23 protein-coding genes are annotated in these 25453 nt (G+C 43.6%); all 23 read right to left on the bottom strand.

Translation table 11 applies throughout. The features are described 5' to 3' along the window. Window positions 1-80 precede the first annotated feature (80 nt). Window positions 81-1037, bottom strand: coding sequence for a quinolinate synthase NadA (gene nadA / locus ABLT31_RS28445; RefSeq protein WP_367758122.1), 957 nt, complete (start codon window positions 1035-1037; stop codon window positions 81-83). Window positions 1038-1170: 133 nt separating this feature from the next. Continuing rightward, window positions 1171-3042, bottom strand: coding sequence for an ATP-dependent zinc metalloprotease FtsH (ftsH, locus tag ABLT31_RS28440; protein ID WP_367758121.1), 1872 nt, complete (start codon window positions 3040-3042; stop codon window positions 1171-1173). Window positions 3043-3112: 70 nt separating this feature from the next. Beyond that, complete coding sequence (hpt, locus tag ABLT31_RS28435) at window positions 3113-3652, bottom strand: hypoxanthine phosphoribosyltransferase (protein WP_367758120.1); 540 nt, start codon at window positions 3650-3652, stop codon at window positions 3113-3115. A gap of 18 nt (window positions 3653-3670) precedes the next feature. After that, on the bottom strand, window positions 3671-5074 hold the full coding sequence (gene tilS / locus ABLT31_RS28430) for a tRNA lysidine(34) synthetase TilS (protein WP_367758119.1): 1404 nt from the start codon (window positions 5072-5074) through the stop codon (window positions 3671-3673). Between the two features lie 175 nt (window positions 5075-5249). After that, on the bottom strand, window positions 5250-7736 hold the full coding sequence (gene spoIIE, locus ABLT31_RS28425; protein WP_367758118.1) for a stage II sporulation protein E: 2487 nt from the start codon (window positions 7734-7736) through the stop codon (window positions 5250-5252). A 284-nt stretch (window positions 7737-8020) separates the two neighbouring features. Further along, window positions 8021-8329 (bottom strand): FtsB family cell division protein, encoded by a 309-nt coding sequence (locus ABLT31_RS28420; protein ID WP_367758117.1) that lies wholly within the window; start codon window positions 8327-8329, stop codon window positions 8021-8023. A gap of 11 nt (window positions 8330-8340) precedes the next feature. Beyond that, complete coding sequence (yabQ, locus tag ABLT31_RS28415) at window positions 8341-8967, bottom strand: spore cortex biosynthesis protein YabQ (protein WP_367758116.1); 627 nt, start codon at window positions 8965-8967, stop codon at window positions 8341-8343. Continuing rightward, window positions 8964-9248, bottom strand: a complete 285-nt coding sequence (gene yabP, locus ABLT31_RS28410) for a sporulation protein YabP (RefSeq protein ID WP_367758115.1) — start codon at window positions 9246-9248, stop codon at window positions 8964-8966. The genes yabQ and yabP overlap by 4 nt, the downstream gene beginning before the upstream one ends. Before the next feature lie 70 nt (window positions 9249-9318). After that, the gene (locus tag ABLT31_RS28405) at window positions 9319-9612 is read right to left on the bottom strand and encodes an RNA-binding S4 domain-containing protein (protein WP_367758114.1); all 294 of its coding nucleotides are present in this window, start codon (window positions 9610-9612) and stop codon (window positions 9319-9321) included. Window positions 9613-9625: 13 nt separating this feature from the next. Continuing rightward, a complete protein-coding gene (yabN, locus tag ABLT31_RS28400; RefSeq protein ID WP_367758113.1) occupies window positions 9626-11095 on the bottom strand; it encodes a bifunctional methyltransferase/pyrophosphohydrolase YabN in 1470 nt (489 codons plus the stop codon). 18 nt (window positions 11096-11113) lie between these two features. Then, window positions 11114-12742, bottom strand: coding sequence for a putative polysaccharide biosynthesis protein (locus ABLT31_RS28395; RefSeq protein ID WP_367758112.1), 1629 nt, complete (start codon window positions 12740-12742; stop codon window positions 11114-11116). Between the two features lie 112 nt (window positions 12743-12854). Next, on the bottom strand, window positions 12855-13394 hold the full coding sequence (spoVT, locus tag ABLT31_RS28390) for a stage V sporulation protein T (protein ID WP_367758111.1): 540 nt from the start codon (window positions 13392-13394) through the stop codon (window positions 12855-12857). A 249-nt stretch (window positions 13395-13643) separates the two neighbouring features. Then, window positions 13644-14735 carry a peptidylprolyl isomerase gene (locus ABLT31_RS28385; protein WP_367758110.1) on the bottom strand — a complete coding sequence of 364 codons (1092 nt, stop codon included), beginning with the start codon at window positions 14733-14735 and terminating at the stop codon, window positions 13644-13646. Then, window positions 14722-18267: a transcription-repair coupling factor gene (gene mfd, locus ABLT31_RS28380; RefSeq protein WP_367758109.1), complete on the bottom strand. Its 3546-nt coding sequence runs from the start codon at window positions 18265-18267 to the stop codon at window positions 14722-14724. Before mfd ends, ABLT31_RS28385 begins: the two co-directional genes overlap by 14 nt. Before the next feature lie 109 nt (window positions 18268-18376). Then, a complete protein-coding gene (locus tag ABLT31_RS28375; protein ID WP_367758108.1) occupies window positions 18377-18595 on the bottom strand; it encodes an anti-sigma-F factor Fin in 219 nt (72 codons plus the stop codon). Window positions 18596-18666: 71 nt separating this feature from the next. Further along, window positions 18667-19224 carry an aminoacyl-tRNA hydrolase gene (pth, locus tag ABLT31_RS28370; protein WP_367758107.1) on the bottom strand — a complete coding sequence of 186 codons (558 nt, stop codon included), beginning with the start codon at window positions 19222-19224 and terminating at the stop codon, window positions 18667-18669. A gap of 170 nt (window positions 19225-19394) precedes the next feature. Continuing rightward, a complete protein-coding gene (locus ABLT31_RS28365; RefSeq protein ID WP_367758106.1) occupies window positions 19395-20027 on the bottom strand; it encodes a 50S ribosomal protein L25 in 633 nt (210 codons plus the stop codon). A 63-nt stretch (window positions 20028-20090) separates the two neighbouring features. Beyond that, window positions 20091-21041, bottom strand: coding sequence for a ribose-phosphate diphosphokinase (locus ABLT31_RS28360; RefSeq protein WP_367758105.1), 951 nt, complete (start codon window positions 21039-21041; stop codon window positions 20091-20093). Between the two features lie 19 nt (window positions 21042-21060). Further along, window positions 21061-22437, bottom strand: a complete 1377-nt coding sequence (gene glmU, locus ABLT31_RS28355) for a bifunctional UDP-N-acetylglucosamine diphosphorylase/glucosamine-1-phosphate N-acetyltransferase GlmU (protein ID WP_367758104.1) — start codon at window positions 22435-22437, stop codon at window positions 21061-21063. A 170-nt stretch (window positions 22438-22607) separates the two neighbouring features. After that, window positions 22608-22901, bottom strand: coding sequence for a septation regulator SpoVG (gene spoVG, locus ABLT31_RS28350; RefSeq protein ID WP_129199708.1), 294 nt, complete (start codon window positions 22899-22901; stop codon window positions 22608-22610). Between the two features lie 285 nt (window positions 22902-23186). Beyond that, entirely contained in the window at window positions 23187-23564 is a 378-nt protein-coding gene (locus ABLT31_RS28345) for a RidA family protein (protein WP_367758103.1), read from the bottom strand. A 16-nt stretch (window positions 23565-23580) separates the two neighbouring features. Then, on the bottom strand, window positions 23581-24414 hold the full coding sequence (gene purR, locus ABLT31_RS28340) for a pur operon repressor (protein ID WP_367758102.1): 834 nt from the start codon (window positions 24412-24414) through the stop codon (window positions 23581-23583). Window positions 24415-24453: 39 nt separating this feature from the next. Beyond that, a complete protein-coding gene (ispE, locus tag ABLT31_RS28335) occupies window positions 24454-25350 on the bottom strand; it encodes a 4-(cytidine 5'-diphospho)-2-C-methyl-D-erythritol kinase (protein WP_367758101.1) in 897 nt (298 codons plus the stop codon). Window positions 25351-25453 lie beyond the last annotated feature (103 nt).

Raw genomic sequence — 25453 nt, 5'->3', positions numbered from 1 at the left:
AGTAAGAAAAAAAGTATAAAACAGTGATTTTATCACTATTTTATACTTCTTACCTAAAAGTAACCAGATTTTATTATTCGTTATACTTTGTATGTCTCTGCTTCAAATTCAAGCATACGCTCTAAGGATTCCCTCGCTGCATCAGCCACATGCGGAGGAACATATATCTGCGGCTGCATTGTTTCTAGGCAGTTCGCCAGCTTCTTTAGGTTATTTACTTTCATATTGGGACAAACCAAGTACTTCGATGCAAAGTAGAACTTTTTATTCGGGCTGTCTTGGGACAATCGATAAAGTACACCATCTTCAGTTCCGACAATGAACTCATCATGATCCGATTCACGGCAATATTTTAAGATCCCTGTCGTGCTTCCTACAAAATCAGCCAATTCCACCACTTCTGGACGGCATTCCGGATGCGCAACAAATTGGGCGTTCGGATGTTCTTTTCGCAGGCGATAGACATCCTCCACGGTTAATTGGTCATGTGTGTTGCAGTAACCTTCCCAAATGATCATTTTCTTGTCAGTGAACTGAGAAACATAATGTCCTAAGTTTTTATCTGGAACCCAGATAATCTCTTCTGCATCAATATTCTCAATGACATTCTTTGCATTAGAGGAAGTACAGCAGACATAGGTTTCTGATTTTACATCAGCTGATGTATTGATATAAGCAACGACTTTCGCTTTGGGATGCTGAGCTTTCAGCTTGCGCAATCCATCAACATTGACCATGTCTGCCATCGGACAGCCTGCACGCTCATCCGGGATGAGAACGGTCTTATTTGGGGCGAGTATTTTAGCACTCTCTCCCATGAAGTGCACACCACAAAAAACAATGACATCCGCATCGGTTGTCTTTGCTTTCTGTGCTAAACCAAAGGAGTCACCTAAAAAATCGGCAATTTCTTGGATTTCCGGTCTTTGGTAATAGTGGGCTAATATAATCGCATTCCGTTCCTTTTTTAAACGAAGGATCTTCTCCTTGAGCTCCTGATTCCGCTCTGCTTTCTTCGCAAGCGCTAACGCTTCCATGTGGGTTTACCCTCCTGACCCTATTTTTTATGTGAATTTTAGACCTAGTTCTACAATTTGTCAATCCATTAATTATTTTTAAAGGCAGAATGGAAAAGCACCCTGTTGTAAGGGTGCTTTCTATTACATCTTATTATTCCTCTTTTTTCGGTTGAATTTGCACTTTTACGTCGCCTTCAGCAACTTTTGGTTCAATTCGTCCTTTTTCAATCAACTGCTTGATCTGATCCGCATCTAAGGTCTCAATTTCAAGCAAGGTTTGAGCAATCAATTCAAGTTCATCTCGATGCTTAACAAGAAGTTCAGTCGTCCGTTTATATTGTTCACGGACAATGCGTTGAACTTCTTCATCAATCGCTTGTGCAGTCGATTCACTGTAATCCCGTTCATGACCAAAATCACGTCCAAGGAATACTTGCCCTTGAGAACGTCCAAACTGCATTGGCCCAAGTCGGTCACTCATACCAAATTCAGTCACCATTCGGCGTGCAATGCCGGTTACACGTTCAAAATCGTTATGAGCCCCTGTACTGATCTCATTCAAGACAATCTCTTCAGCGACACGACCTCCCAGCAATCCGGAGATTTTATCTAATAGCTCAGAGCGGCTAGCGAAATAACGGTCTTCCTTAGGAAGCATGACCGTATATCCGCCTGCACTTCCCCGAGGGATAATTGTAACTTTATGAACGACATCAGCATGCTCAAGATGATATCCAATAATAACGTGACCGGCTTCATGATAAGCAACAAGCCGCTTCTCATAATCGCTGATCACGCGAGACTTCTTCGCTGGCCCAGCAATGACACGGTCAATCGCTTCATCAATTTCAAGCATTTCGATTTTCTTTTTGTTTTTACGGGCAGAAAGCAAGGCTGCTTCATTCAGTAAGTTTTCTAAGTCAGCTCCCGTAAAACCAGGTGTCCTTCTAGCAATAACATCCAAATCAATCTCTTCTGAGAGCGGCTTATTGCGGGCATGAACTCGCAGTACAGCCATACGTCCTTTTACATCCGGACGATCTACCGTAATCTGGCGATCGAAACGTCCAGGACGGAGTAAAGCAGGATCTAGAATATCAGGACGGTTTGTAGCAGCTACAATGATAATTCCTTCATTGGCGCCAAATCCATCCATCTCTACGAGCAATTGGTTCAATGTCTGCTCACGTTCATCATGGCCCCCGCCAAGTCCAGCTCCACGCTGACGACCTACCGCATCAATCTCATCAATAAAGATAATACATGGTGCATTCTTCTTGGCATTCTCGAATAAGTCTCGAACGCGGGAAGCACCGACACCCACAAACATTTCCACGAAGTCAGAACCAGATATGCTAAAGAAAGGTACTCCGGCTTCTCCAGCTACTGCTCTGGCAAGCAAGGTTTTACCCGTTCCAGGAGGACCTACAAGAAGCACCCCTTTGGGAATTCTAGCTCCCAGTTGGCTAAACTTGCGAGGATCCTTCAGGAAGTGCACGACTTCCTCCAGCTCTGCCTTTTCTTCATCTGCCCCAGCTACATCATTGAATGTAACCTTCTTCTTATCATCATTATAAAGCTTTGCTTTGCTTTTCCCAAAGTTCATCACTCGGCTGCCGCCGCCTTGTGCTTGATTCAATAGGAAAAAGAATAGAATAAAGATGATAACGAATGGGATAATGGACGTTAAGAAAGTCAACCACACCGAGTCACCCTTTTGCTCTGCGTAGGTTTCCTTATCCAAATTAGCAGCTTCAATCTTCTCCAGCAGAGACGTATTATTGTATAAAGGACCATTCGTAAAGAATGTTTCCCCACTCTTCAGCCTTCCCTCGATGTAGTATGTACCACTCTCTGGGCGGATTAGAATCTCGGCTACTTGGCCATTATCCAAGTTTTGCCTGAACTGATTATACGGCATTTTTGATGTCTCAGTTCCTTGATTGGCAATAAAGTTTACTATTCCTACAGTAACTAGGAAGATAAGCAGATAAAACCCCGTATTTCGAAAAAATCGATTCATCTCTGACCTCCTCTCACGACAAGACACTCATATTATTTTACCATATTTAACTCTTTGTCCACAACTTGCACTAGCTACTATATACTTCCGGCTTAAGTATGCCAATATACGGAAGGTTGCGGTAGCGTTCTGCATAGTCTAAACCATACCCTACCACAAATTCATCCGGTACGACAAAGCCGCAGTAATCGGGGGCAATATCTACCTTTCTGCGAAGTGGCTTATCTAATAAAGTAATGATCTTCACACTATCTGCTTTACGTCTACGAAGCAGGTCTAGCAAATAGCTGAGGGTAAGACCACTATCAATGATATCCTCTACAATAAGCACATGTCTTCCTTCCACACTTGCATCCAGATCCTTAATGATTCGAACCTCTCCGGAAGAGACTGTGGACTTTCCATAACTTGATACGGCCATAAAGTCCATTTCCATATGGATGCTTATCCGTTTGATCAGATCTGCCATGAAAGGAGCTGCTCCCTTCAATACACAGATAATCAAAGGATTTTTATCTTTATATTCTTCACTGATGATCTTCCCTAGCTCGGCAATCTTAGCTTGAATCGCTTCTTCGCTTAGTAGGACCTCTTGTATGTCGTTTTGCATGAAAAGCCTCCTGTATAATCAATCTGTTGTAAGTTCTAAAATAAGCTGCTGTTGGGTATCTGGGCTAACCAAAGCCCTGTTTGAACGTTTAATCCCAGGCAACCACAGTATTCCTTCACTGTCAGCGATAATAGGAACTTCCTCACGCAACCGTCTGGGTATCTTATGATCAATAAGAATATCCTTAACCTTTTTTGACCCCTCCATTCCTAATGGAATGATGCGGTCTCCTGGCTTACGGGTGCGTATGGTCAATTCACCTTGAATTTGAGCCAAGTCAAACACAGCTATGTGCTTAGAATCTGGTTGGATTAGATCCTTTTCCGCAATTACTTTTGCATTAATCCAAGCATTAATCTCTTTAATATATGTACTTCCTGGTATTTCCATGTTATAACAATATGTGTCTACTGTCTCTTCCTGGGTCTGCCTCGTCAAGAACGTTATTTCATCATATTCCTTGCGAACATCTATCCCTTGAGGAAGTTCCAGCCGTGAAGCATTACGCCCCTGACGCATCCATTCCAATATGGAATCAATATGTACAAAGCCAAAATTTCCTTGTTCCTTCACTAGATAACTAAATATTAGTTTAATCATCCTCCTTTGTAAAGCAAGATGAAAGGTCAAAAATAGTTTGCCCTTGATTACAATTTTATTTTCTTGTTTGGATTTCATGATTCGTTCGAGCATTTCCCCAGAGATTTGCTCTAAATAGTCATTTTCTTCACGAGCGATCATTCCTAATTGATTTAAAGCCTCCTGTACAGAAGGGTTCACTTCTTTCTCCAGCCAAGGAATGACTTCCAAACGCAAAAAGTTACGATGATAGGACTTCTTAAAGTTGCTGCTGTCTGTTCGGGGGGTAATACCAGAGAACCGGCAGTACTCCTCCAGTTCCTTCTTCGCGAAAGACAGAAAAGGCCTGATGATGGTTAAGCTTCCATCTTGTCTGGAAACTGGGATTCCTGCAATACCTTCAATTCCCGTTCCCCTCAACACACGCATCAAGATCGTTTCTGCTTGGTCATTGGCATGATGAGCTAAGGCAAGCTTCGGAATAGACCAGTGATCAGCGACATCATGAAAAAACGAGAATCTAATCTGCCGTGCTGCTTCTTGAGGGTTAGCTTGATTTTCTTCGATCCATTGAGGAACATTCCGAGCCTCCGCCCGGCAGCGAATTCCTCGTACTGCACAAAATTCCTGTACATAATGGGCATCTTCCTCGGATTCCTTTCCTCTAAATTGGTGATCGAGGTGGGCAGCAAATACCTGCCAGCCTTCCTTCTGAGAAAGTCGGTGCAAAGCATCAAGCAAAGCCAAAGAATCTACTCCACCTGAGACCCCTACCAGTACTTTTTCCCCTTTCTTCAACAAACCGTTTTCCTTAATCACAGCATTCAGCTTAGTTAAAAGCATACATTCTCCCTCAGGCAAATAATTGAAATTCATTGTGGAAGTTTATTATATCACACCATACTGGTGCACACGGAATGGAACTTTCAAAGAAATGAAGAGAAAACAAGGCCCAAAGGCTAGCGCCCTTGAGCCATTGCTCACTTACCATTCTTTCCACAACAAAGGGAAATAGACACTAACTTACTCGTTTAGGCCGCTGTATAGGTTCCATGCCAGGCATCGGGAAAGTTCCCCATCTCGGAATAAATTGATCTATGCGAGAGACGAGAATCGTCATATCGTCATCTATCTCTCCAAACTTACTCCTTATCACCCTTTCCAATAAGATGTCTGTAATTTCCTCCGGATCATCCGTCTTGAGTTCAGAAATAATTCGCTTAAACCACATCTCCTTATTTTCAATTTGCGCAGGTGCTTCCAGCAATCCATCACTTACCATGATCAAAATGTCACCCGGCTTCAATTGCTCGGTCACCACATCGACTTCAATCTCTTCTATAATACCAATCGGCAAATTATTAGCTGTAACAGTAAAGACCTCTCTGCCTCTCTTAATAAAGCTAGGATTTGATCCGGTTTTAATAAACTTTGTATGGCCGTAATATTGATCCACAATGGCCAAGTCAACTGTAGCGAACATTTCATCCGGCGATCTTAAAGATAGTACCGTATTAACCGACTTAATTGCCAGAGATTCATCTAATCCTGCCTCTAATAACTCCTTTAACAATTGTAGTGTCGAGGTACTTTCCAGGTGGGCACGATCTCCATTTCCCATCCCGTCACTAATAGCCATAATGTACTTGCCGCTGCCCAGCTCCATCGTCATGAAGCAATCTCCGGATACCAGCCTCCCATCCTTGGCCACGCCTGTACCATAAGAAGAAACCGAATAGTTTTTTTCCGACCCAAGAATGACAACGCATGTCCCATCTCCGGATGTATCACACTCCTTGCTTTTCACCGTAATATTTTCACCAACAATGGAGGTCAGCATCGGAGCGATAATGCTTTCACACTGAATATGACCATCGCAAACGGGCTGAGTAATTTCGATATCCACCTTCCCTTCCTCGAGACTAAGGATATTCACTCTTTGTACAGACAATCCGATATTCTCTAGGGCTCCGAGAATTTGCTGTTCCTGTAAAGAAAGATCAATGCCCTCTCTCTGCAGCTCACTCGCAAAGTTGCGCATCACCTTGGATACGCCTGATAACTGGTCAGCCACTAGCCGACGGCTATCTTTCACCTGCTTTTGCATGAACAACCCTTCCTGAATCGCTGTATATTCCTCATAAATCACCCTCTCAAGCTTATCCTTATTTCCACACATGCTATGATAATCGGTTCCCTCTAAGCGGTCGCGGTCAATCTCCCCATACGCATCTAACTGATAAATGAGATCCCCTAATATATGAACCGTATTCTCTGCTGAGTATTCGGACCAGCACTTATCTTTCCTATAACAGGTTTGGCAAGAACGCTCCGTCACTCTCGCCATAAATTCGTTCATATCCATACTGTCCTCTTCGTCGTCTTTCTTGTTCTGGTTAGATACCTGTGTAAACGCATCTGAAAGCTCCTGAAAGACCGTTGAGAACTTCATAATCTTGCCAACTGTAACATCGCGTACCTTCTTCATATATTCGTACTGGGATTTTTCATTTTCCTCCGTACCCGGGATAAATCGAGAGATATTTTGCAAGAAGAAAGTGGGGGTGATTAAAAACATCGCCACAGCAGCCAGCGTTTCTATACTGGAAGTAATGATCGACTGCTTGTCCCCGACATAGAGGATAAAGATTGAGGATCCTAGAATCATCCCCAATGCGGCACCTCCCCGTTTCCCTTCTTTCAAAAGTCCTGCCAGCAAACCTGCGAAGGCAAGTAAACTAATTTGTTCAACCAATCTGACATCAGCTAAACTTACAATTACACCTGTGATGACACCAACCGTTGCCCCAATCATGCCGCCCCCAACAAAAGCTAAGGTCAGCACCAGATACTTTGCGAGAGTACTTTGGACAGATACACCATCAATCGTCCAGCCAATGGTTCCCGTCATCACAGAGGCCAGCAAAATGACTAAACAAACAATTTCATCAGGTTTTAATTCATGGTGATACTTTCGGCTTGTTAAAAAAGGAAGAGATTGAACAAAAATAAGGGTAAGAACCATAGCCAAGATAGCCTCAACGGCATTCATGATCGCCGTGTAAAGGGTTAACTCGTTAGCAAAATAAGTGTAGACCATTCGGCTAATCAAAAGAGAAGCGAGTACGATAAAGGGAGCTTGGTTGAGTTCCTTTTTCATTCGCCTTTCTTGGACTCTTAGAATGGCGAACGATATGGCCAAACTCAAGAATACCATGACCGCATGGGATGCCGAATGAGATGCCGCCCCCATCAATAGCGCAATTGTCGTTAGAAGCACCTTATCCTTTCGAAGAAAATAGACGACAATGAAGTACGCTGTAGCGAATGGGGCCAAGTCTTGAAGAATCATAGCACGTCCTAACAGGTAACCCATCAGGATATAAAAAATTCCCAGCCTTTGTATCCCATTTTCTAAATTCACCATGGATTTGGATAGAAGGCGCTGTACAGGGACCATCATTCGCTGCCCCACGTTGGTAGCAAACGCCTGAATACGAGACATAACAAACACCACCCGATTTGTAATTTGTTGATTTGATTATAGACTTGTCCACTTGTAAAATTTGTCAAAATAAAGAGTGGGTATCACAGAAGTTTGCGACAAATAGTGGGTACAGTCTACACAAAAGACAACTTACATTTGCTTCCAAAGGGGTGGTGTGGTATTTTTTACTGGAATTTTCTGTAACCTTGTAAATCAATGTCGAGAGGAAATAGGAATACACAATCCTAACCCGAAAAAAAAATGTCCTCCGTATGAATCATACCTGAGGACACTTGACTGTTTTATTCTGGAGTAATAAAGATGACTTCACCGGGCTTGGACAGATGATAGTCTCTTCTAGCGATCTCCGCTATATATTCTTTATCGTTAAGCTTGTTCACTTGGTAGGTGAGTTCTTCGTTCTCCAACTTCACTTGGTCAAAGGATTGCTGGGCTTTCTTTAAGTCTTCTTTTTTCCCCAACAAAATGGATTGCTGTTCATACCAAGTAAACCCAGCCCAAATACAAAAAGGAAACATCACCATCGCGAGCAATCTCTTCCGTCTCCTTTGACCCTTTATTCTGGTCTGTATAGGATCAAGTTCAGGCATAGCAGCTCACCTCATTCATCTTTGTCATCTTTGTCATCATTATCATCATCATTCACGTCATTTTTGCGCTTTAACGTAAACAATTTCGCCAGTCTTTTCAAAAATCCTGCTCCCTTTTTCTTCGAACCTTTATAAATTTTTTTTCCGAGCTTTGAAGAATGTGTCCCTAGTGGGACAAAGATTCTCTGCAATAGCCCATAAATGAATAGAATTACCTTCCAGATAAAGAGAGAGACGGCCACAATGACAGTGATAATGACCTTGTACAATAAGATGATAGGCTTAATGATGACCAGTTGGAAAACTCTTACGGAAAATCGATAAATCGCTTTTACCAGGTTGATAAACCGCAAAAACCATTTAACATAAAACGAATGGAAAAGAGCAAAATACAGCCAAGCTCCGATTCCCATGCCTAAGAACAAGTAGACTCGGACGATGCCATCATTCACGCGGAGAAGGGTTCCAAACACAAGAAAAATACAGCTTGCCCAAAACAAAAGATCGCAGATGATCACTAACCATCCGCGAAGCCCGGTCTGCCCTTTCATCACTCGATATGTATCATAGAGCAGACCCATGGTCATGCCGCAGGTAACCATCAGCAACATCGTAATCGCTTGTATTTTTAGACTCACTTGAACAACTTCCCTAAGAATCCTTTGCCTTTGGAACCGCCGCCCTGCTCATCAATATAGCCTAAATCAAACACATAGCCTTCAATTGAAACCTGGCCTGTTTCTAGACTTAGGTTCTTCATGTGCAGATTTTGGCCTTTTATACAAAGAAAACCGCATTCTGTTTCAAGCAAAAATTCTTCGCTATCAAAGCTTTCTACATTTAATACCCCAGAAATTTCAAGCTTCTTTCTGTTAAACATCATGATCTCATGTCTTGGGGTCTTCTTCTGATCCGCCATAACCTGTACACCTCCGTAATCGCTTTGTACATGTTATGGCTTGGATACAGGAATTAGAACAGCGATTAACTTACCACGGATAATCCGGATCGATCTTCGGCTCTTCTTGGGCCAACCGTTCCTCTGACACCAGAGTATACATCGTTGCCGCTTCTTCCTTTTTAGTTGAATCCACAATGCGCTCTATATGAACCGTTACAAGACGATTCCCGTAGCGAATGGCTAATTTATCGCCAAGTTTTACAGTACTGCTCGATTTGGCTTGCCTACCGTTCAGCTGGACACGTCCTTGATCACAGACTTCTTTGGCCATCGTCCTTCTTTTTACAAGTCTTGATACCTTGAGAAATTTATCTAGTCTCATGCGCTCGATCACCTTATCCTATGGTTTGCTTCGCTTCTTGCCACAGTACTTCCATTTCATCCAGGGAAGCTTCTGTCACACTTTTGTTACTTTCTTTTAGACGGTTTTCAATATACCCAAACCGCGATTTGAATTTCCGGTTGGTCAAAGCTAATGCTTCTTCCGGATCCACTTTCAAAAACCTAGCTAGGTTCGCAACAGCAAATAAAAGATCGCCCAGTTCCGCCTTAATCTCCACCTCGTTTCGGGCCTGCTTAACTTCTTCCATCTCTTCTTCGATCTTGGCATACACATCCTGTACCTGATCCCAGTCGAAACCGACTTTAGAAGCCTTTTTTGAAATTTCAAAAGCAGACATTAACGCGGGCAAATCACGAGGAATGCCATCTAGTAAAGACTTTTTCTCCTGATCTTCCCCTTTGTCCTTTTTTTCCTGGGCTTTGATTTGGTCCCAATTGACTAGCACTTGGTCACTAGAATCCACTTGCTTCTCCCCAAACACATGGGGATGACGCCGAATCAGCTTTTCATTAAGCACACTGATGACATCTTCGACCGTAAAATCCCCCTCGTCTTCAGCAATTTGCGAATGCAGCATAACCTGCATCAGGAGGTCACCCATTTCTTCGCACATCGCTTCAGGATCATCATCATCAATCGTTTCCAACACTTCATAGGTTTCTTCGATTAAATGCTTTCGAATGGACTTATGGGTTTGTTCCCGATCCCACGGACAGCCTTCAGGGCTTCTGAGGATAGAGATGATCTCTCTTAAGGTACTAAACTGACGGTTAAGAATCCGTTCATCTTCTGTAGGCGGAATATAGACTGCAGCCAAATTATGGGTGCCTTTAATATGGTCCAACTCATATAAAGGCATAGAGAGGATTTGCTCCTCTCCCTCAACTCCCGCTGCAAGTACCAACTTAATGGGGTATTCATCGGGGAACACCTCCATGAGTGTCAGCTTCACCTCCGATGCACTGAGGTCGTCATACACCTGAGTAATAATGGTATGTACCTGTGGGTTAATATTTTTACGATCAAGGCGCAGAGCGTCCAACAAGACAAATCCCTCGACAGGGTCAATTTTTAGTGCCGTGAACATGGCATCAAGAAAGCTTTGCCCCCCAAGCACTTCTACATCTACCCCACCGTCTGCTGCTTGCTTCAATAGAAGCTGGGTGGTTTGCTCCGCAACCATGGGATGGCCAGGGACAGCAAATAAAATCTCTTCTAACTCCCTCGCTTGGTTAAGAAGCTCTTTGCAGATTAAATCATACACCTCAGGAAAGCTTTCTGCTTTTTCATAAAAAGAATCAAAGGATTGAAAGGAGATTCCCCTTTCTTTCAATTGCTGGGCAACAGGATGCTTCTCTGTCCGAAAAAACAAATGCTTTGCTTCAGTTAGACGTTCATAGACACCTAACGGCATTTGGCTTACATCGCCTGCCCCCAGTCCAATAATGGAAATTTTTTTCATTTCTTGATCCTCCTTCTTCTAGTCCCTTAGTAAATGCAATTTGCTCAATAGGGGGATAAACTTGTTTGCTTTAGGGATATATTGAAGATCGGTTTTCGTAATGGAACCCGAAATAAATAAGGCAATGCCATAAACCAGCGCTCCGGAAAGCACAGATATGACGGCTACGACAGTAAAATAAAGGCGATAGGATTGAATCACGCCAAAAAGCATATTCATGCTGATCTGTTCAATAAGAAAGACGATAATCCCCATCATAGTCACAGCAAAGATCGGTTTTAGGAAAAACGCTTTGAAACGGAAGGTTACCCCTGTATAGCGCGCAACAGCCATTAAATTTAACAGGGTTGCCACAGCATAAGCCAGAACTGTAGCCAAAGCCGCACCCGTTATCCCCATTATAGGGATTAGCATAATGTTTAAACCGATTTTAATAACTACACCAACTAAAAGGTTTTTCGCAGGCAATAGCACTTTTCCCAAACCTTGCAAAATGCCTGCTGAAGTAATACCAAGGGTAGAGAAAATAGTGGTAAAAGAAAGAACGACTAAGGTTAATGTTCCATTATCATTCTGATATAGCATAATGTTCACCGGTTCAGCGACAACAGCAAGCCCAATCGAGGTAGGCAGCCCAATCATCAAGGTTAAGCGAAGAGCCAATTCTGTCCTGCTTTGAATGATCTGTTGGGCCTTGCGGGCATTCGCCTCAGAAATTGCGGGAACAAGCGATAAGGATAATGCCGTAGCAAAAAAAGCACCGAAAGAAACCAAAGGCTGTCCCCGGTCAAAAACCCCTTTTAAAATATTCGCTTCCTCTGCCGGATACCCCGTTTTCATCAGCAAATTAGCTACGGTAAAGGAATCCGACAGCTGCAGCAAAGGTAGGACGAGTGCTCCGAAGCAAATCGGTATTGCATAATATAGTATCTGTCTTATCAGCTTCCATGATGATTCCCGAGGCAATTTAGCATCAACAAATTGAGGCTCATCACGCAGCTTTCGGTTTTTCTTCCAAAAGAGCAACAGAACAAGCAGACCTGTTAAGGCCCCGGTAAAAGCTCCAAATACAGCCCCTGCCCCTGCCAGATATTCATTTCCGGTGGTACTCATGAACCAATAAGCTAAAATAATAATGGTTGCTACTCGCACAAACTGTTCCGCGATCTGCGATATGGCAGTGGGGATCATGTTTTGATGTCCCTGGAAATATCCTCTCATCGCAGCCATTGGAGGAACGATGAGTAATGCATATGAGACGCTGCGAATCGGCAAAGTCAGCTTGTCATTTCCCATCCAGGCAGCAATCGCTTCGGCTCCATAATATAAAGATAAAAATGAGATAATTCCCGTAAAAAACAAAGTGATAATGGATACTTTGAATACCCTGCGGACTCCATAAAGATCTCCAACAGCCAGCTTTTCCGAAACCATTTTTGAAATCGCAATAGGAAAGCCAGCCGTAGCTAAGATTAACAGAGTTCCATACAGAGGATAAACCTGGGTATAGACATAGTAACCCAAATCACCCGTTATGTTTTGATAAGGAATCCTGTAGATTAACCCTAGCATTTTGGAAAATAAAGAAGCCAGTCCAAGAATAGCCGCTCCTTTGATAAAGGTGGCTCCATCCAACTTTTTTGACATATATTTCCTCCCTCAGGATTCAAAATCTAAGCTATTATATCATATGCCTAAAAATACACAAAGAGCTCTCCCAGACTATAATTTCATCTGGAAGAGCTCTATCCCTTGTCCATTATTGTTCCATTTGCTTTGCTAGGAAACCAGCTGCCGTTTCCGCCATCTTCGTCTCCAAGTCACCCATTTTGACTGAATCCTCTTTACTGGATAGGATAACAGCACCGATAGGATCTCCGCCGGCTACGATCGGAGCCACTACGATTGAGGAATAGTGTTCCTTTAAGTCTCGGCAAACTTCGTATTCACCAGGTCCCTGAATCACCGTTTTGCGTTCTTCCATACAGGTTTCAATCATGGAACCGATAGCCTTGTCCATAAATTCTTTCTTGCTTGCACCTGATACAGCGATAATCGTGTCACGGTCAGAGATGAGCGTAATGTGTCCTATGCTTTCATATAAGGAGTCAGCATATTCTTTAGCAAAGTCGCCAAGTTCCCCAATGGGGGAATACTTCTTTAAAATGACTTCGCCGTCCCTGTCAACAAAGATCTCAAGAGGGTCACCTTCACGAATTCTTAGAGTCCGGCGAATTTCCTTTGGGATAACCACACGGCCAAGATCATCAATCCGACGAACGATTCCAGTTGCTTTCATTATCTAGATGCCTCACTTTCACTTGAAGTTTTTACTTGACTGGAACTACCCATAATAATCGTTGCACCCTATTTTTTCCTTATCCTTACCTGTTGGGGAAGAGCTTGTTTCCTGGTGTAGGGATAGTATATATCTCCTTTATGGATAATATTCACCAAGCCATCTTCTACCCTTATATTGGAACTCAATGCAAAAAAAGGGGTGTAAATCCCTTTTCGGAATTTACACCCTTAATATCCTTCACAACAACTATTCCTTTTTCTCTTTCTCTGGAAGGTTTACCTTATTCAAGATCCCAGGCAATTCCTTTTCCATAAATTGGTCATACTTCTGATTCACAAATTCAGCGCGAATCTGATCTTTCACATCTTCATAACCCTTTTCGGAACGCTTTTCCACTCTCATGACATGGTAGCCATAATCCGTTTTTACAGGGTCACTGATTTCATTTATCGGCAATTCTAGCGCTGCTTTCTTGAACTCAGGCACCCACATGGATACTTCCACGTCTTCGTACAAACCGCCATTGTCCTTGCTTCCAGGGTCATCGGAATGTTCTTTTGCTAATGCAGCAAAATCCTCTCCTTTGCGCAATTTAGCGGTCAATTCATCAGCTAATTTCTTGGCTTCTTCATCTGTTCGAGCCTTCTTTTCACCTTCAGCTGGCGCAGCACCGGTCTCTCCAACGGAGATTAAGATATGACGAACGGTTGCTACTGTAAAATCCCCTTGCTCTTTACCGGTATTATAGCGGGCTTTCATCTCGTCTTCCGTTACCTTGGAACGAAGATAAGATTCCACTTTCTTATACCTTACAAAGAAATCGTTCAGATCTTCATCCGTCACCTTCTGGTCTTGCATTTGCTTCTCAAGCTTTTTCTCATCGCCTCCGTAGACCGTAAGATACTGCCCTTTGATTCGCTCCACTAGCTCTGACGCTTCTTTTTCCGCATTCTCAACCTCAGGAGCCTGTTTGGCCATAGAAACTTCAGAGACATAGCTATCTACAAACATTTTCAGAGCATCAGGACTCTTCTCTTGAATCGCTAATCCCGCTTGAGGATTAATAAAGGCTTGGATCGCTAAATAGTTCTCAAACTGTTCCGCGGTTAAGGTCTCACCATCATACTCGGCAATTACATCCTTAGGATCCATTCCTAGATCCACGTCTACCACAGGAACCGGATTTTCATCAGGAGTTGGTTCTATCACATCATCTGCTTGGGCAGCTTCGTCCTTCGCTTTCGTTTCTTCATCGTCAGCTCCGCCGCAGGCCGTCAGCACGGACACAGCAAGCGTAAAGGATAGCAGGATGGCTCCCCATTTTCTAAGTGGCCACATTATTTAGTTCTCCCTTCACTTTTTTCACTTGATCAAATTCGGTCAAGAATCCTTCCACAAGCTTAATCGCTTCTTCCGAAGTCATCCCACTAACTTTAACAGTAACCGATAGGTGTTGTCCAGTTGCCAGACTGATGCGCCGGTCATACTGGCTAGCAAGTGAAAATAATTTGGTGCCGTCAATTTGCAGATTCTGATCCTCATGCAAGTTGATAACGATATTGGTACCTTTCTGCACGATACTTGTAATGCGGTGCTGGAAAGAGAAAACACGCAATCGGGCCACTCGCAATAGATTCTCGACAGGGAGCGGAAGATCCCCAAAGCGGTCGGTTAGCTCTTCCTCCAGATCCTTTACATCTTCCATCTCAGTTACAGCAGCAAACTTCTTGTACATTTCGATCTTTTGCTTGCTATCATGAATATAGTCAGATGGGATAAAGGCATCCAATTGAATATCAATTTCCGGATGGATCGTTTCTTCTTCCTTCGGCCCGCCCTTCAGCTCATCAATGGCTTCCTTAAGCATTTGGCTATACAGATCAAACCCTACAGAACCGATGAATCCGTGCTGCTCAGCACCAAGCAGGTTTCCTGCGCCTCGAATGGCCAAGTCGCGCATCGCGATTTTAAATCCAGACCCGAGCTCCGTAAACTCCTTAATCGCCTGAAGTCTTTTCTCCGCTACTTCCGTCAGCACCTTATCCCGTTGATAAGTAAAGTAGGCATAGGCCATCCGATTCGATCTTCCTACCCGTCCCCTCAACTGATAAAGCTGAGAAAGACCCATACGGTCAGCATTATAAACAATCAGCGTATTGACATTAGGAATGTCTACACCCGTTTCAATAATGGTTGTACTTACTAATACGTCGGTATGGCCTTCCAGGAAATCAAGCATCACCTGCTCAAGCTCCGTTTCTTTCATCTGGCCATGTGCCACGGCTACCTTGGAATCAGGAACCAGGAAGGAAATTTGTTCAGCCATCTGCTCGATCCCTTGAACCTGATTATAGAGGAAATACACCTGTCCTCCCCGGCCCAGTTCTCGCTCAATAGCTTCCCGAACGAGCGCAGCGCTATATTCCATGACATACGTTTGCACAGGGAAACGATTTTCTGGCGGGGTTTCAATGACAGACAAATCTCTTACCCCTAGCATGGACATGTGCAAGGTTCTTGGAATAGGAGTAGCTGTTAGGGTAAGCACATCAACATTGGCTTTTAACCGCTTCAGCTTCTCCTTATGCGTCACGCCAAAACGCTGCTCCTCATCCACAATAAGAAGACCTAAATCCTTAAAGACAACGTCCTTTGATAAAAGTCGGTGGGTACCAATGATGATATCCAGCCTTCCATCCTTGAGCATTTTCATCGCCTCGTTTTGTTCCTTACGAGAGCGGAACCGGCTGATAACGGATAGATTCACCGGATATCCGGAAAAACGCTCTTTGAACGTTTCATAGTGCTGCTGTGCGAGAATTGTTGTAGGCACAAGAACCGCAACCTGCTTTCCATCCATCACCGCTTTGAATGCAGAACGAATGGCTACTTCCGTTTTTCCGTAGCCCACATCTCCACATAGCAAACGGTCCATTGGACGGGATCGTTCCATGTCCTTTTTGATTTCCTCAATGGCTCGCAGCTGATCCGTTGTTTCCTCATATGGGAACATCGCCTCAAACTCTCGCATTTCTGGGGTATCCTTGGAAAAAGCATATCCTTGACTCGCTTCACGCTTGGCATAAAGCTTGATAAGGTCGGCCGCAATATCCTGAATAGAGGCTCGAACCTTGCTCGTCACCTTCTTCCAATCATTCCCGCCCAGCTTATAGATTTTCGGCTCTTTGTCTTCATCGGCTACGTATTTCTGAACCTGATCAATCTGCTCAATCGGGACGTACAATTTGTCGTTCCCGGCGTACCGAAGATGGAGGTAGTCCTTATGAATCCCATTGATTTCAAGGGTTTCAATACCCAAGTACTTCCCGATCCCATGATTAACATGAACAACATAGTCGCCCACTTTTAGTTCGTTGTAGTTTTTTATCCGCTCCGCATTGCTGATATTCGTTTTCGTTTTTCTTGCTTTTCTATGCTTTTGCGAAAACACCTCGGATTCTGTGATCACAACTACATGATGAATGGGAAGCTCGAAACCCGTTTGCAGATTTCCGACGGTGATGATTGGCCTGCCGCTAAAGGTTTCTACCGGTCCTAAAACCAGGTCGGTTTCCATTTCATAATCCAGAAAAACTCGTTCTAATCGCTTGGCCCTGTCCTCATCAGCAGCTAGAAAAACGACTTGATGGTGAGATTTTGTCCAGCGTTCCAGTTCTCCCTTCAAGACATTCATTTGGCCATGAAAATCCTGCATTGCTTTGCAATTAAAGTTGACGATGTTCTGTGGCGCTGTCTTCGGAATTTGGCGCAGAAACAAGCTCAAATGAATAATTTTACTTTTCTTCGTATTGATGACATCCTCATAGTTTAGGGCGATCGGGATATTGTTTGTAAACTCTCCCTCTGCAATCAGGGCCGTCTTCCACTCGGCCTCTTCTTTCTCCAATTGATCAATGGTCTCGAGAATGCGGGAAGGCTCATCGAGAACCATCACCGTGTCTCTCGGCATATAATCTATCAAACTCTGGTACTGTGGAGTAAGCAAAGAGATATATTTATAGAGTGATTGAAAGCGATTGCCTGCGCGCAACTGCTCGATCTCCCAACCGATTTTGTTGGCCAATTTCTCTCTGACCGTCGGGTCCTTAACTACTTTTAGCGTCTCGCTTAGCTTCTGCTCTAAACGCTCAGCTGCTGACCTCAAGACTTCCTGGCTTCCAAACACTTCACTAGTCGGCGGAATCTTAATTGACTCTAATTTATCTAGGGAACGTTGGCTTGCAGGGTCAAACGTCCGTATTGAATCCACCTCAACATCGAAAAGCTCTATGCGAATCGGATTCTCCATATAGACAGGGAAGATATCCATGATACCCCCACGGATGCTTAACTGACCTTTTGCCTCGACCATTTCTACGCGCTCATAACCAATGGAAACCAAGCCTTGAAGCAAACCTTCAAGCTGGATCTCTTGCCCTAGCTTAATGGTGATCTGGGAATTCTCCCAAACTGCTTGGGGCAATAGAATTCTTCTCAAACCGGCATAAGGAACAACTAAAATTCGCTTTTTTCTTTCACTTAGCTTATTAAGCACTTCGATACGGCTTGCTAATGTCTCCGGGCTGGCCACAGCCATCTCCGATACAATCAGTTCATTGGCCGGAAACAGCAATACCTGGTCGTCGCCGACCAGTTCTATTAAATCTTCATATACCTTCTGCGCCTGAAACATATTATGGGTAACTACTAATAACGGCTTATTGAGTGACTCAAAGATGGCGCTTAGAAAAACTTGTCTTGATGAGCCGCTAAGCCCTGCCGCCATTTGTTCTTTTAGTCCCTGATCAAACCCCGTAATAATCGTCTGGAAGTCTACATTTTCTAAAAATCTTTGAATAATTGCCTTCACTATTAGCCCCCCTCTCCGTTGGGTGGAAAATACTATTATGATGTAACGAAGTCATTGATTCTGACAGTACAAAAGTAGCCTCAGCCGGTGTCGCCGAGGCTATACAAGATTATTGCAATGGATAAGCTAGTTCAGGATTCCGCTCCACAGCTTCACTGCAATATTCACAAGATACGTTCACAACCATATCACCGTTATTATAGTTAATTATATGTTGTCGCTCCTCAGGGGTCAAGAAATGCCAGCCTAACTGCATTTCCGTAACATCCTCGGAATCAATGCTTCCGTGCGTGGATTTACAATGTGGACATACGTATTTTATAGACATGATTATTCCTCCTATGGGGAGTTTATTCCTGATAGCTATTATTTCCCCACTCAAGGCAAATCATACTCGTGCTAGTTATAACGGTTCATGACTTGGACAAACGATTCTCGAAGCCAGCTCTTGGCTGCCTCCGATGCCTTGTTCACTGCAGCCTGAATCTCTTCTTCTTCGGCCTTGTAAAAAGGCTCCAGAACATAATCGACTACCTTTCTTCCGGCTGGAGGACGTCCAATCCCCACCCGGATCCGACAGAATTCCTCTGTCCCCACTTGCTGAATAATCGACTTAATTCCGTTGTGACCTCCTGCACTGCCCTTCATTCTTAAGCGAATTTGGCCCACAGGAGTATCTAGATCATCATAAATGACAACCATTTCCTCTATATTTAGCTTATAGAATTGAATGACTTGTATAATGGATTCCCCGGAAAGATTCATGTAGGTCAAAGGCTTTAGCAAGATCACCTTTTGCCCCTCCGCATGTCCTTCTCCTATCATGCCTTTAAACTTGATCTGATTCACTTCTATCCCTAGTGACTCAGCCAATTGGTCAATAGCCATAAAACCAGCATTATGTCTGGTTTTTTCATATTGCTTCCCGGGATTCCCCAAACCCACAATCAATCTCAAGGCCCTTCCTCCTAATAACTCCAAGAAAACTTGGCTCGCGAACGCTACAAGTTTTCCTCGTGCTGTCCAAATGATGTAACGTAGTTATAATTCTGACAGTATGCAATACGACAAGAAAACTGTGTGTGCAAGCAGATCCTTGTCATCACACAGTTTTCTCAACGGCTGCATTATTTTGCTTCATCTAACCCATGGCTATCACGGGCTCCTACTACTTCAGGCTCCTGGATTTCATCTGCTGGGGTCTCTTCTACCGGCTGCAGACGAGGGGCAACAATGGAAACGATGATCTCATCGAGTTCATGCTGCACCTCAACCCCAGGAGGTATATCTAGATCTTTTACAGCTAAAGAAGAACCAATCTCTAGTTCAGAAACATACAAGGGGATAGTTTCCGGGCGATCTGTAGGGAGACAGCGTATTTCCAGCTCTCTTGTCTGGAACTGAACGACACCGCCCTGCTTGGCCCCTGCAGCTTCACCAATGAGGGTGATGGGTACGGTCGTAATCATCGGCCGGTTCATATTGACCCGCTTAAAATCCACGTGGACAATTCGATCTTTGAGATTATCCTTTTGTACCTCATTGATAATAACCTTCTCTGTTTTTCCGCCTTGAATGTCCAAGTCCACCATGCTGTTCTTCCCATGCCGGCGAATATGCTGCGCCATTTCCATGGAGTCCACATGAATGTTTTGGTTCTGTTCATTCAAGCCGTATAGAACAGCCGGTATGCGTCCGCTGTTACGCAGCTGATTTGAAGAAGACTGGCTATCTCGAATTTCCGCTCTTATGCTAGACATGCAAAATCACCCTCCTAAAAATGGTACATTCACTATGTTAACCCCTTTTAGGAAGGTTCAAACCTAATCAAATAGTTTACTTACCGATAACTCTTCATGAACGCGAATAATGGCTTCACCAATAATCGGAGCAATGGAAAGTATTTTGACCTTAGGTATTAGCTTCGTTTCATCCAATGCGATGGTGTTCGTTACAACCAGCTCTTCAATCTTGGAATTGGCGATACGTTCAATCGCAGGCCCGGACAATACGGGGTGAGAACAGCAAGCATAAACACCTTTTGCTCCGCTTTCCACTAGAGCATTGGCTGCCAGAGTAATTGTTCCTGCCGTGTCGATCATATCATCAATCAGGATTGCAGTCTTTCCTTCGATATTCCCAACGATATTCATGACCTCAGCTACGTTTGGTTCAGGTCTTCTCTTATCAATAATCGCAATTGGCGCTTCTAATCTTTCTGCAAGCTTTCTTGCTCTGGTTACCCCGCCATGGTCAGGAGAAACCACAACAATATCCGAGAGATTTTTTTCCAGGAAATATTTGGCGAGTATCGGCACGCCAAGCAAATGGTCAACTGGGATATCAAAAAAACCTTGAATCTGTGTTGCATGCAAATCCATTGCAATCACACGGTGGGCACCTGCGGTTTCAATCAGATTCGCAACCAATTTTGCCGTGATCGGATCACGGGCTCTTGCTTTACGGTCTTGTCTGGCATAGCCATAGTAAGGAATAACAACATTAATGCTTTTCGCTGAAGCTCTCTTTAACGCATCAAGCATAATGAGCAATTCCATTAGATTTTGGTTAACCGGTGCACTTGTGGATTGAATAACAAAAACGTCAGCCCCGCGCACACTTTCATTAAGCTTAATTTGGATCTCGCCATCACTAAAGCGAACAACTTCAGCATTGCCAAGCGGGATGCCGATATGATCAGCAATTTCTTTTGCCAATTGAGGATTTGCATTACAAGTGAATACCTTAAGCTTTGGGTCACGATAATTTGCCATTTTTCAATAAACCTCCAACCTATTTTTCCTTGCTTAACAACTTGTTGGCATAGCCTTCCTTATTCGATTGGCGCTCACGGGCAATGGCCAACGCCCCGTCCGGTACGTCTTGGGTAACCGTGGACCCCGCTGCTACATAGGAGCCTTGCCCTACACTCACCGGAGCTACCAAATTAGCATTGCAGCCAATGAATGAATGGTCTCCAATTATGGTTTTATGCTTCTTTACACCATCGTAATTGACAGTAACCGTTCCGCAGCCAACATTCACGTTTTCGCCGACTTCTGCGTCGCCAAGGTATGAAAGATGGGAGACCTTCGAGTGGTTTCCGAGACGAGTGTTCTTTAATTCCACAAAGTCCCCAACCTTGACATGCTCCCCTACTTCAGAGCCTGGACGGATATAAGCAAACGGCCCTACCGAAGCTTGCTTGCGTATGGTACTGTCTGAAATGACCGAATATTGTACAGCTACTCCGCTTTCCACCTGGGTATGGGAAAGGTCCGCATTAGGTCCAATGAGACAATCCTCGCCGATTACCGTTTTTCCGCGAAGGAAGCTTCCTGGTTGAATAACGGTATCTGCTCCTATAACTACATCTGCCTCAATGTAAGTTGCGGAAGGATCGATAATGGATACACCATTTCTCATATGCCCTTCATTGATTCTTCTCCGCATGATCTGTTCCGCTTGGGCTAATTGAACACGGTCATTTACGCCCATTCCATCCTCGGCATCCTCTGTGAGAAAAGCGGAGATGATTTCATTTTGTTTCTTTAGTATCCCTATAACATCAGGGAGATAGTACTCCCCTTGAGAGTTATCATTGTTAACTTGTTTTAGTGCAGCAAAGAGCTTTTGATTATCAAAGCAAAAAATGCCTGTGCTGATTTCCTTGATTTGTCTCTCTGCTTCATTCGTGTCCTTATGTTCGACAATGCGTTCCACATGTTCTTTATCATTGCGAACAATTCGCCCATATCCCGTGGCGTCAGGCAGAACGGTTGTCAAAACCGTAGCAGCCGCTTGGGTTTCAGCGTGATGGGACATCAGTTGCTGCAGTGTTTCTTGTTTTATTAATGGGGTGTCTCCTGTAACGACAACCGTTGTTCCTTGCTTATCTTTTAACAGTTCACTGCTCATCATCACAGCGTGGGCTGTTCCCAATTGTTTTTCTTGGAAAGCGTAGTGGATAGCGGAACCTAATTGTTCCTTCACTTTATCTGCGCCATGCCCCACAATGACAACAATCTCATCCATAGCAAGTGCCTGTAAGCGATCGACGATATGTTGAACCATAGGCTTCCCACAAACGGGATGCAAAACTTTATAGAGCTTGGATTTCATCCGTGTGCCCTGGCCAGCAGCTAAAACTACTGCATATTTATGATGCATGGTAGCCTCCATCTATGTACTTATTTAAAACACTCCAATGGGGCACCTTAAGAAGATAAGGTACCCCATAATGACTATATCTTAATCAATATTCGATTTCAAGAGTTAATGGAGGTAAGAAAACTTGGCCAAAAAAAAGACCTCATTCTTTGAGGTCTCTTCATGCGGTACTAGGCTCCTTCAACCATTTGCTCTTCTTGCTCTTCCTCTAGCCCTACACGCTCGTACTCAGACAAAACAGCAGCCTGAATCTTCTCGCGCGTCGTAGAAGAGATCGGGTGAGCGATATCTCTAAATTCTCCATCGGGAGTACGTTTGCTAGGCATCGCAACAAACATACCATTATTTCCATCGATGACTCGAATATCATGTACAACGAATTCGTTATCAATGGTAATGGAACAAATTGCTTTCATGCGCCCATCCGTGTTCACGCGGCGGAGTCTAACATCTGTCACTTCCATCAAGTTACACCACCTTTTACCAATATATGTGCATGTTACACTTAATTCGTCAAAGGCTAAAAAATTCCTTCTCGATTTTTGCAAAAAACTTATTATTTTTTGCCACTGTCTGAATTTATTACTTCGTTCCATTATTTTGACAGCATAAGAGTCACTAGAGATTTTCTTCAGTGTTTTAAAGAAATAACCGGAATTCCTCCGCTATTTCAGCTAAAAAGTCCCTATCTTAAAAAATGGTTGGACTTTCTCCTGTTATTTGAACCCGTCTTCTACCCTCTCAATAGATTAAGCAGTTAAAATAGCAATAGCTTCGATTTCAATTGCTACATCTTTTGGCAATCTAGCCACTTCCACAGTTGAACGTGCAGGCTTGTTTAAACTAAAATACGTCGCATAAACTTCATTAATTTTTCCAAAATCGTCCATATTTTTAATAAACACTGTTGTTTTTACTACGTTCTCCAGACTGCTGCCAGCAGCTTCAAGTACCGCTTTCAGATTAGCAAAGACCTGATGGGTTTGCTCCTCTACAGTACCTTCAACTAATGTCCCATCCGCTCGAAGAGGAATATTGCCGGAAGTATATACCATATTACCTACTTTTACTGCTTGCGAATACGGTCCAATAGCTTGTGGTGCCTTATCTGTTTGAATGATTTCCACCCTTGATCCCCTCCAATTACATAAGTATCTTTCCAACAAAATTTCCGGGTTCCACTTTAATTTCTTTATCTTTCGTATCCAATTGAGATACTTTAGCTAGTGAAATATACTCTTCCACTACCTTTTCTTCAACCTCAGCCGCTTCCACAAACACACCGATGCCCATGACTTCCGCATTAAACTCTCTGAGAAGGTCCACCATGCCTCGTACCGTACCGCCAGCCTTCATGTAATCATCAATAATCAGGACCTTCGAATTTTCCGGCAAGACCCTGCGAGCCAATGACATCGTTTGAATTCGCTTACTTGAGCCTGAAACATAGTTAATGCTTACAACCGAACCTTCAGTTACCTTACTGTCACGACGAACGATTACAACAGGAACATTCAAATAGTTCGCCGTGGCATAGGCTAGAGGAATCCCCTTGGTTTCAACCGTCATAATGAAATCAATTTCTTTCTCCACAAAAACGGTAGCCATAATCTTTCCAATCTTATTCAATATTTCTGGATTCCCCAGAATATCAGACATATAGAGATAACCGCCAGGCAGCAGACGATCTGATTTCTCCAGGCTTAGGCATATTTCCTGCACCGCCTGTAATGCTAGTTCTTGTTTCATAACAGGAATGTATTTTACTCCGCCGGCCGCTCCGGCTACGGTCTTAAGGATTCCGATACCTTTATATTCAAAAAGCTCTTTAATGATGGATAAATCTTCACTAATGGATGATTTGGCAGAACCAAATTCTTCAGCAAATAGCGTTAAAGGAATTAAGCGATAGGGATTGTCGAGCAAATGTTGAGTCATATCGACCAACCGAGCGCTCCTTCTTAGTTTTTTCTCCATAACACGCCTCCAATAACCGAATATTATGTTGACAATATATCATTTTTGTACGGTTTTTTGCAAGCTTGTTGGATACTTATCCCCTAAAATCCTGACAGCAAACACATCTTTGCAGAACCCTCGCAAGCCGTTGTAGACCCGGCTTACCCTCGACTCCTTGTCTACTAGGCTAAATACAGTAGGGCCACTCCCCGACATCAAAGAAGCATCCGCTCCAAACCGAAACATTTGCTCTTTTAATCGCCGAACTTCCGGATATAGCGATAGGGTTACCGTCTCCAAATGGTTACCCAGATTCCGGTACACACCCTCATAATCCCGATTGTATATCGCTTGAACCATCTCTTGCGATTTATTTGGAAACTTTCTGACCTCATCCATTGATAACTTTCCGTATATTTCAGCTGTAGAAACTCCAATAGGAGGTTTTGCTAATATCACCCAGGACGGCGGAGGGGATGGCAGGGGTGTAATTTGCTCTCCTCTGCCTCTCGCAAGAGCCGTACCTCCATGTACGCAGAAAGATACATCAGAACCGACCTCTGAACCGATTTGTGCCATCTCCTCTACCGTCAGGCCCAATCCCCATAGCTGATTAAGCCCCTTGATCGCTGCAGCCGCATCACTGCTTCCTCCAGCCAACCCCGCAGCAACAGGAATCCTTTTATGTATGTAAAAATGGACGCCTTTGGTAATCCCCATCTTCGTTCGCAAAAGCTGGGCAATCTGATAAACGTGATTGCGTTCCCCTAAAGGAACAAAGCAAGCAGAACAATCAATCGTAATGCGCTGATCGCTCCTCGGATAGATGTCAATCCGGTCTGCCAAATCAATCGTGGTCATCACCATTTCCACTTCATGATATCCATCCTCGCGTTTCCCCAAAACATCCAGCGTTAAATTGATTTTTGCCGGAGCCTTCATTGATATTCTCACATGTTTCACCCGCTCACTATTGTCAATAATACCTTTCATTTTATCATTTGTAGGTTTTGGATTCCAGTTTGTACAAAAAACGTTTTGTTATACCGCAATTTGT

This window comes from Ammoniphilus soli (genome assembly GCF_040813775.1).
The sequence above is the reverse complement of the archived record's forward strand: the minus strand, read 5'-3'. Positions and strand labels throughout refer to the sequence as shown.

Bases quoted from the DNA above. Each gene is read 5' to 3' on its own strand.
- nadA (WP_367758122.1), bottom strand. From the start codon at position 1,037: ATGGAAGCGTTAGCGCTTGCGAAGAAAGCAGAGCGGAATCAGGAGCTC.
- ftsH (WP_367758121.1), bottom strand. From the start codon at position 3,042: ATGAATCGATTTTTTCGAAATACGGGGTTTTATCTGCTTATCTTCCTA.
- hpt (WP_367758120.1), bottom strand. From the start codon at position 3,652: ATGCAAAACGACATACAAGAGGTCCTACTAAGCGAAGAAGCGATTCAA.
- tilS (WP_367758119.1), bottom strand. From the start codon at position 5,074: ATGCTTTTAACTAAGCTGAATGCTGTGATTAAGGAAAACGGTTTGTTG.
- spoIIE (WP_367758118.1), bottom strand. From the start codon at position 7,736: ATGTCTCGTATTCAGGCGTTTGCTACCAACGTGGGGCAGCGAATGATG.
- ABLT31_RS28420 (WP_367758117.1), bottom strand. From the start codon at position 8,329: ATGCCTGAACTTGATCCTATACAGACCAGAATAAAGGGTCAAAGGAGA.
- yabP (WP_367758115.1), bottom strand. From the start codon at position 9,248: ATGGCGGATCAGAAGAAGACCCCAAGACATGAGATCATGATGTTTAAC.
- ABLT31_RS28405 (WP_367758114.1), bottom strand. From the start codon at position 9,612: ATGAGACTAGATAAATTTCTCAAGGTATCAAGACTTGTAAAAAGAAGG.
- yabN (WP_367758113.1), bottom strand. From the start codon at position 11,095: ATGAAAAAAATTTCCATTATTGGACTGGGGGCAGGCGATGTAAGCCAA.
- ABLT31_RS28395 (WP_367758112.1), bottom strand. From the start codon at position 12,742: ATGTCAAAAAAGTTGGATGGAGCCACCTTTATCAAAGGAGCGGCTATT.
- spoVT (WP_367758111.1), bottom strand. From the start codon at position 13,394: ATGAAAGCAACTGGAATCGTTCGTCGGATTGATGATCTTGGCCGTGTG.
- ABLT31_RS28385 (WP_367758110.1), bottom strand. From the start codon at position 14,735: ATGTGGCCACTTAGAAAATGGGGAGCCATCCTGCTATCCTTTACGCTT.
- ABLT31_RS28375 (WP_367758108.1), bottom strand. From the start codon at position 18,595: ATGTCTATAAAATACGTATGTCCACATTGTAAATCCACGCACGGAAGC.
- ABLT31_RS28365 (WP_367758106.1), bottom strand. From the start codon at position 20,027: ATGTCTAGCATAAGAGCGGAAATTCGAGATAGCCAGTCTTCTTCAAAT.
- ABLT31_RS28360 (WP_367758105.1), bottom strand. From the start codon at position 21,041: ATGGCAAATTATCGTGACCCAAAGCTTAAGGTATTCACTTGTAATGCA.
- glmU (WP_367758104.1), bottom strand. From the start codon at position 22,437: ATGCATCATAAATATGCAGTAGTTTTAGCTGCTGGCCAGGGCACACGG.
- spoVG (WP_129199708.1), bottom strand. From the start codon at position 22,901: ATGGAAGTGACAGATGTTAGACTCCGCCGCGTGAACACGGATGGGCGC.
- purR (WP_367758102.1), bottom strand. From the start codon at position 24,414: ATGGAGAAAAAACTAAGAAGGAGCGCTCGGTTGGTCGATATGACTCAA.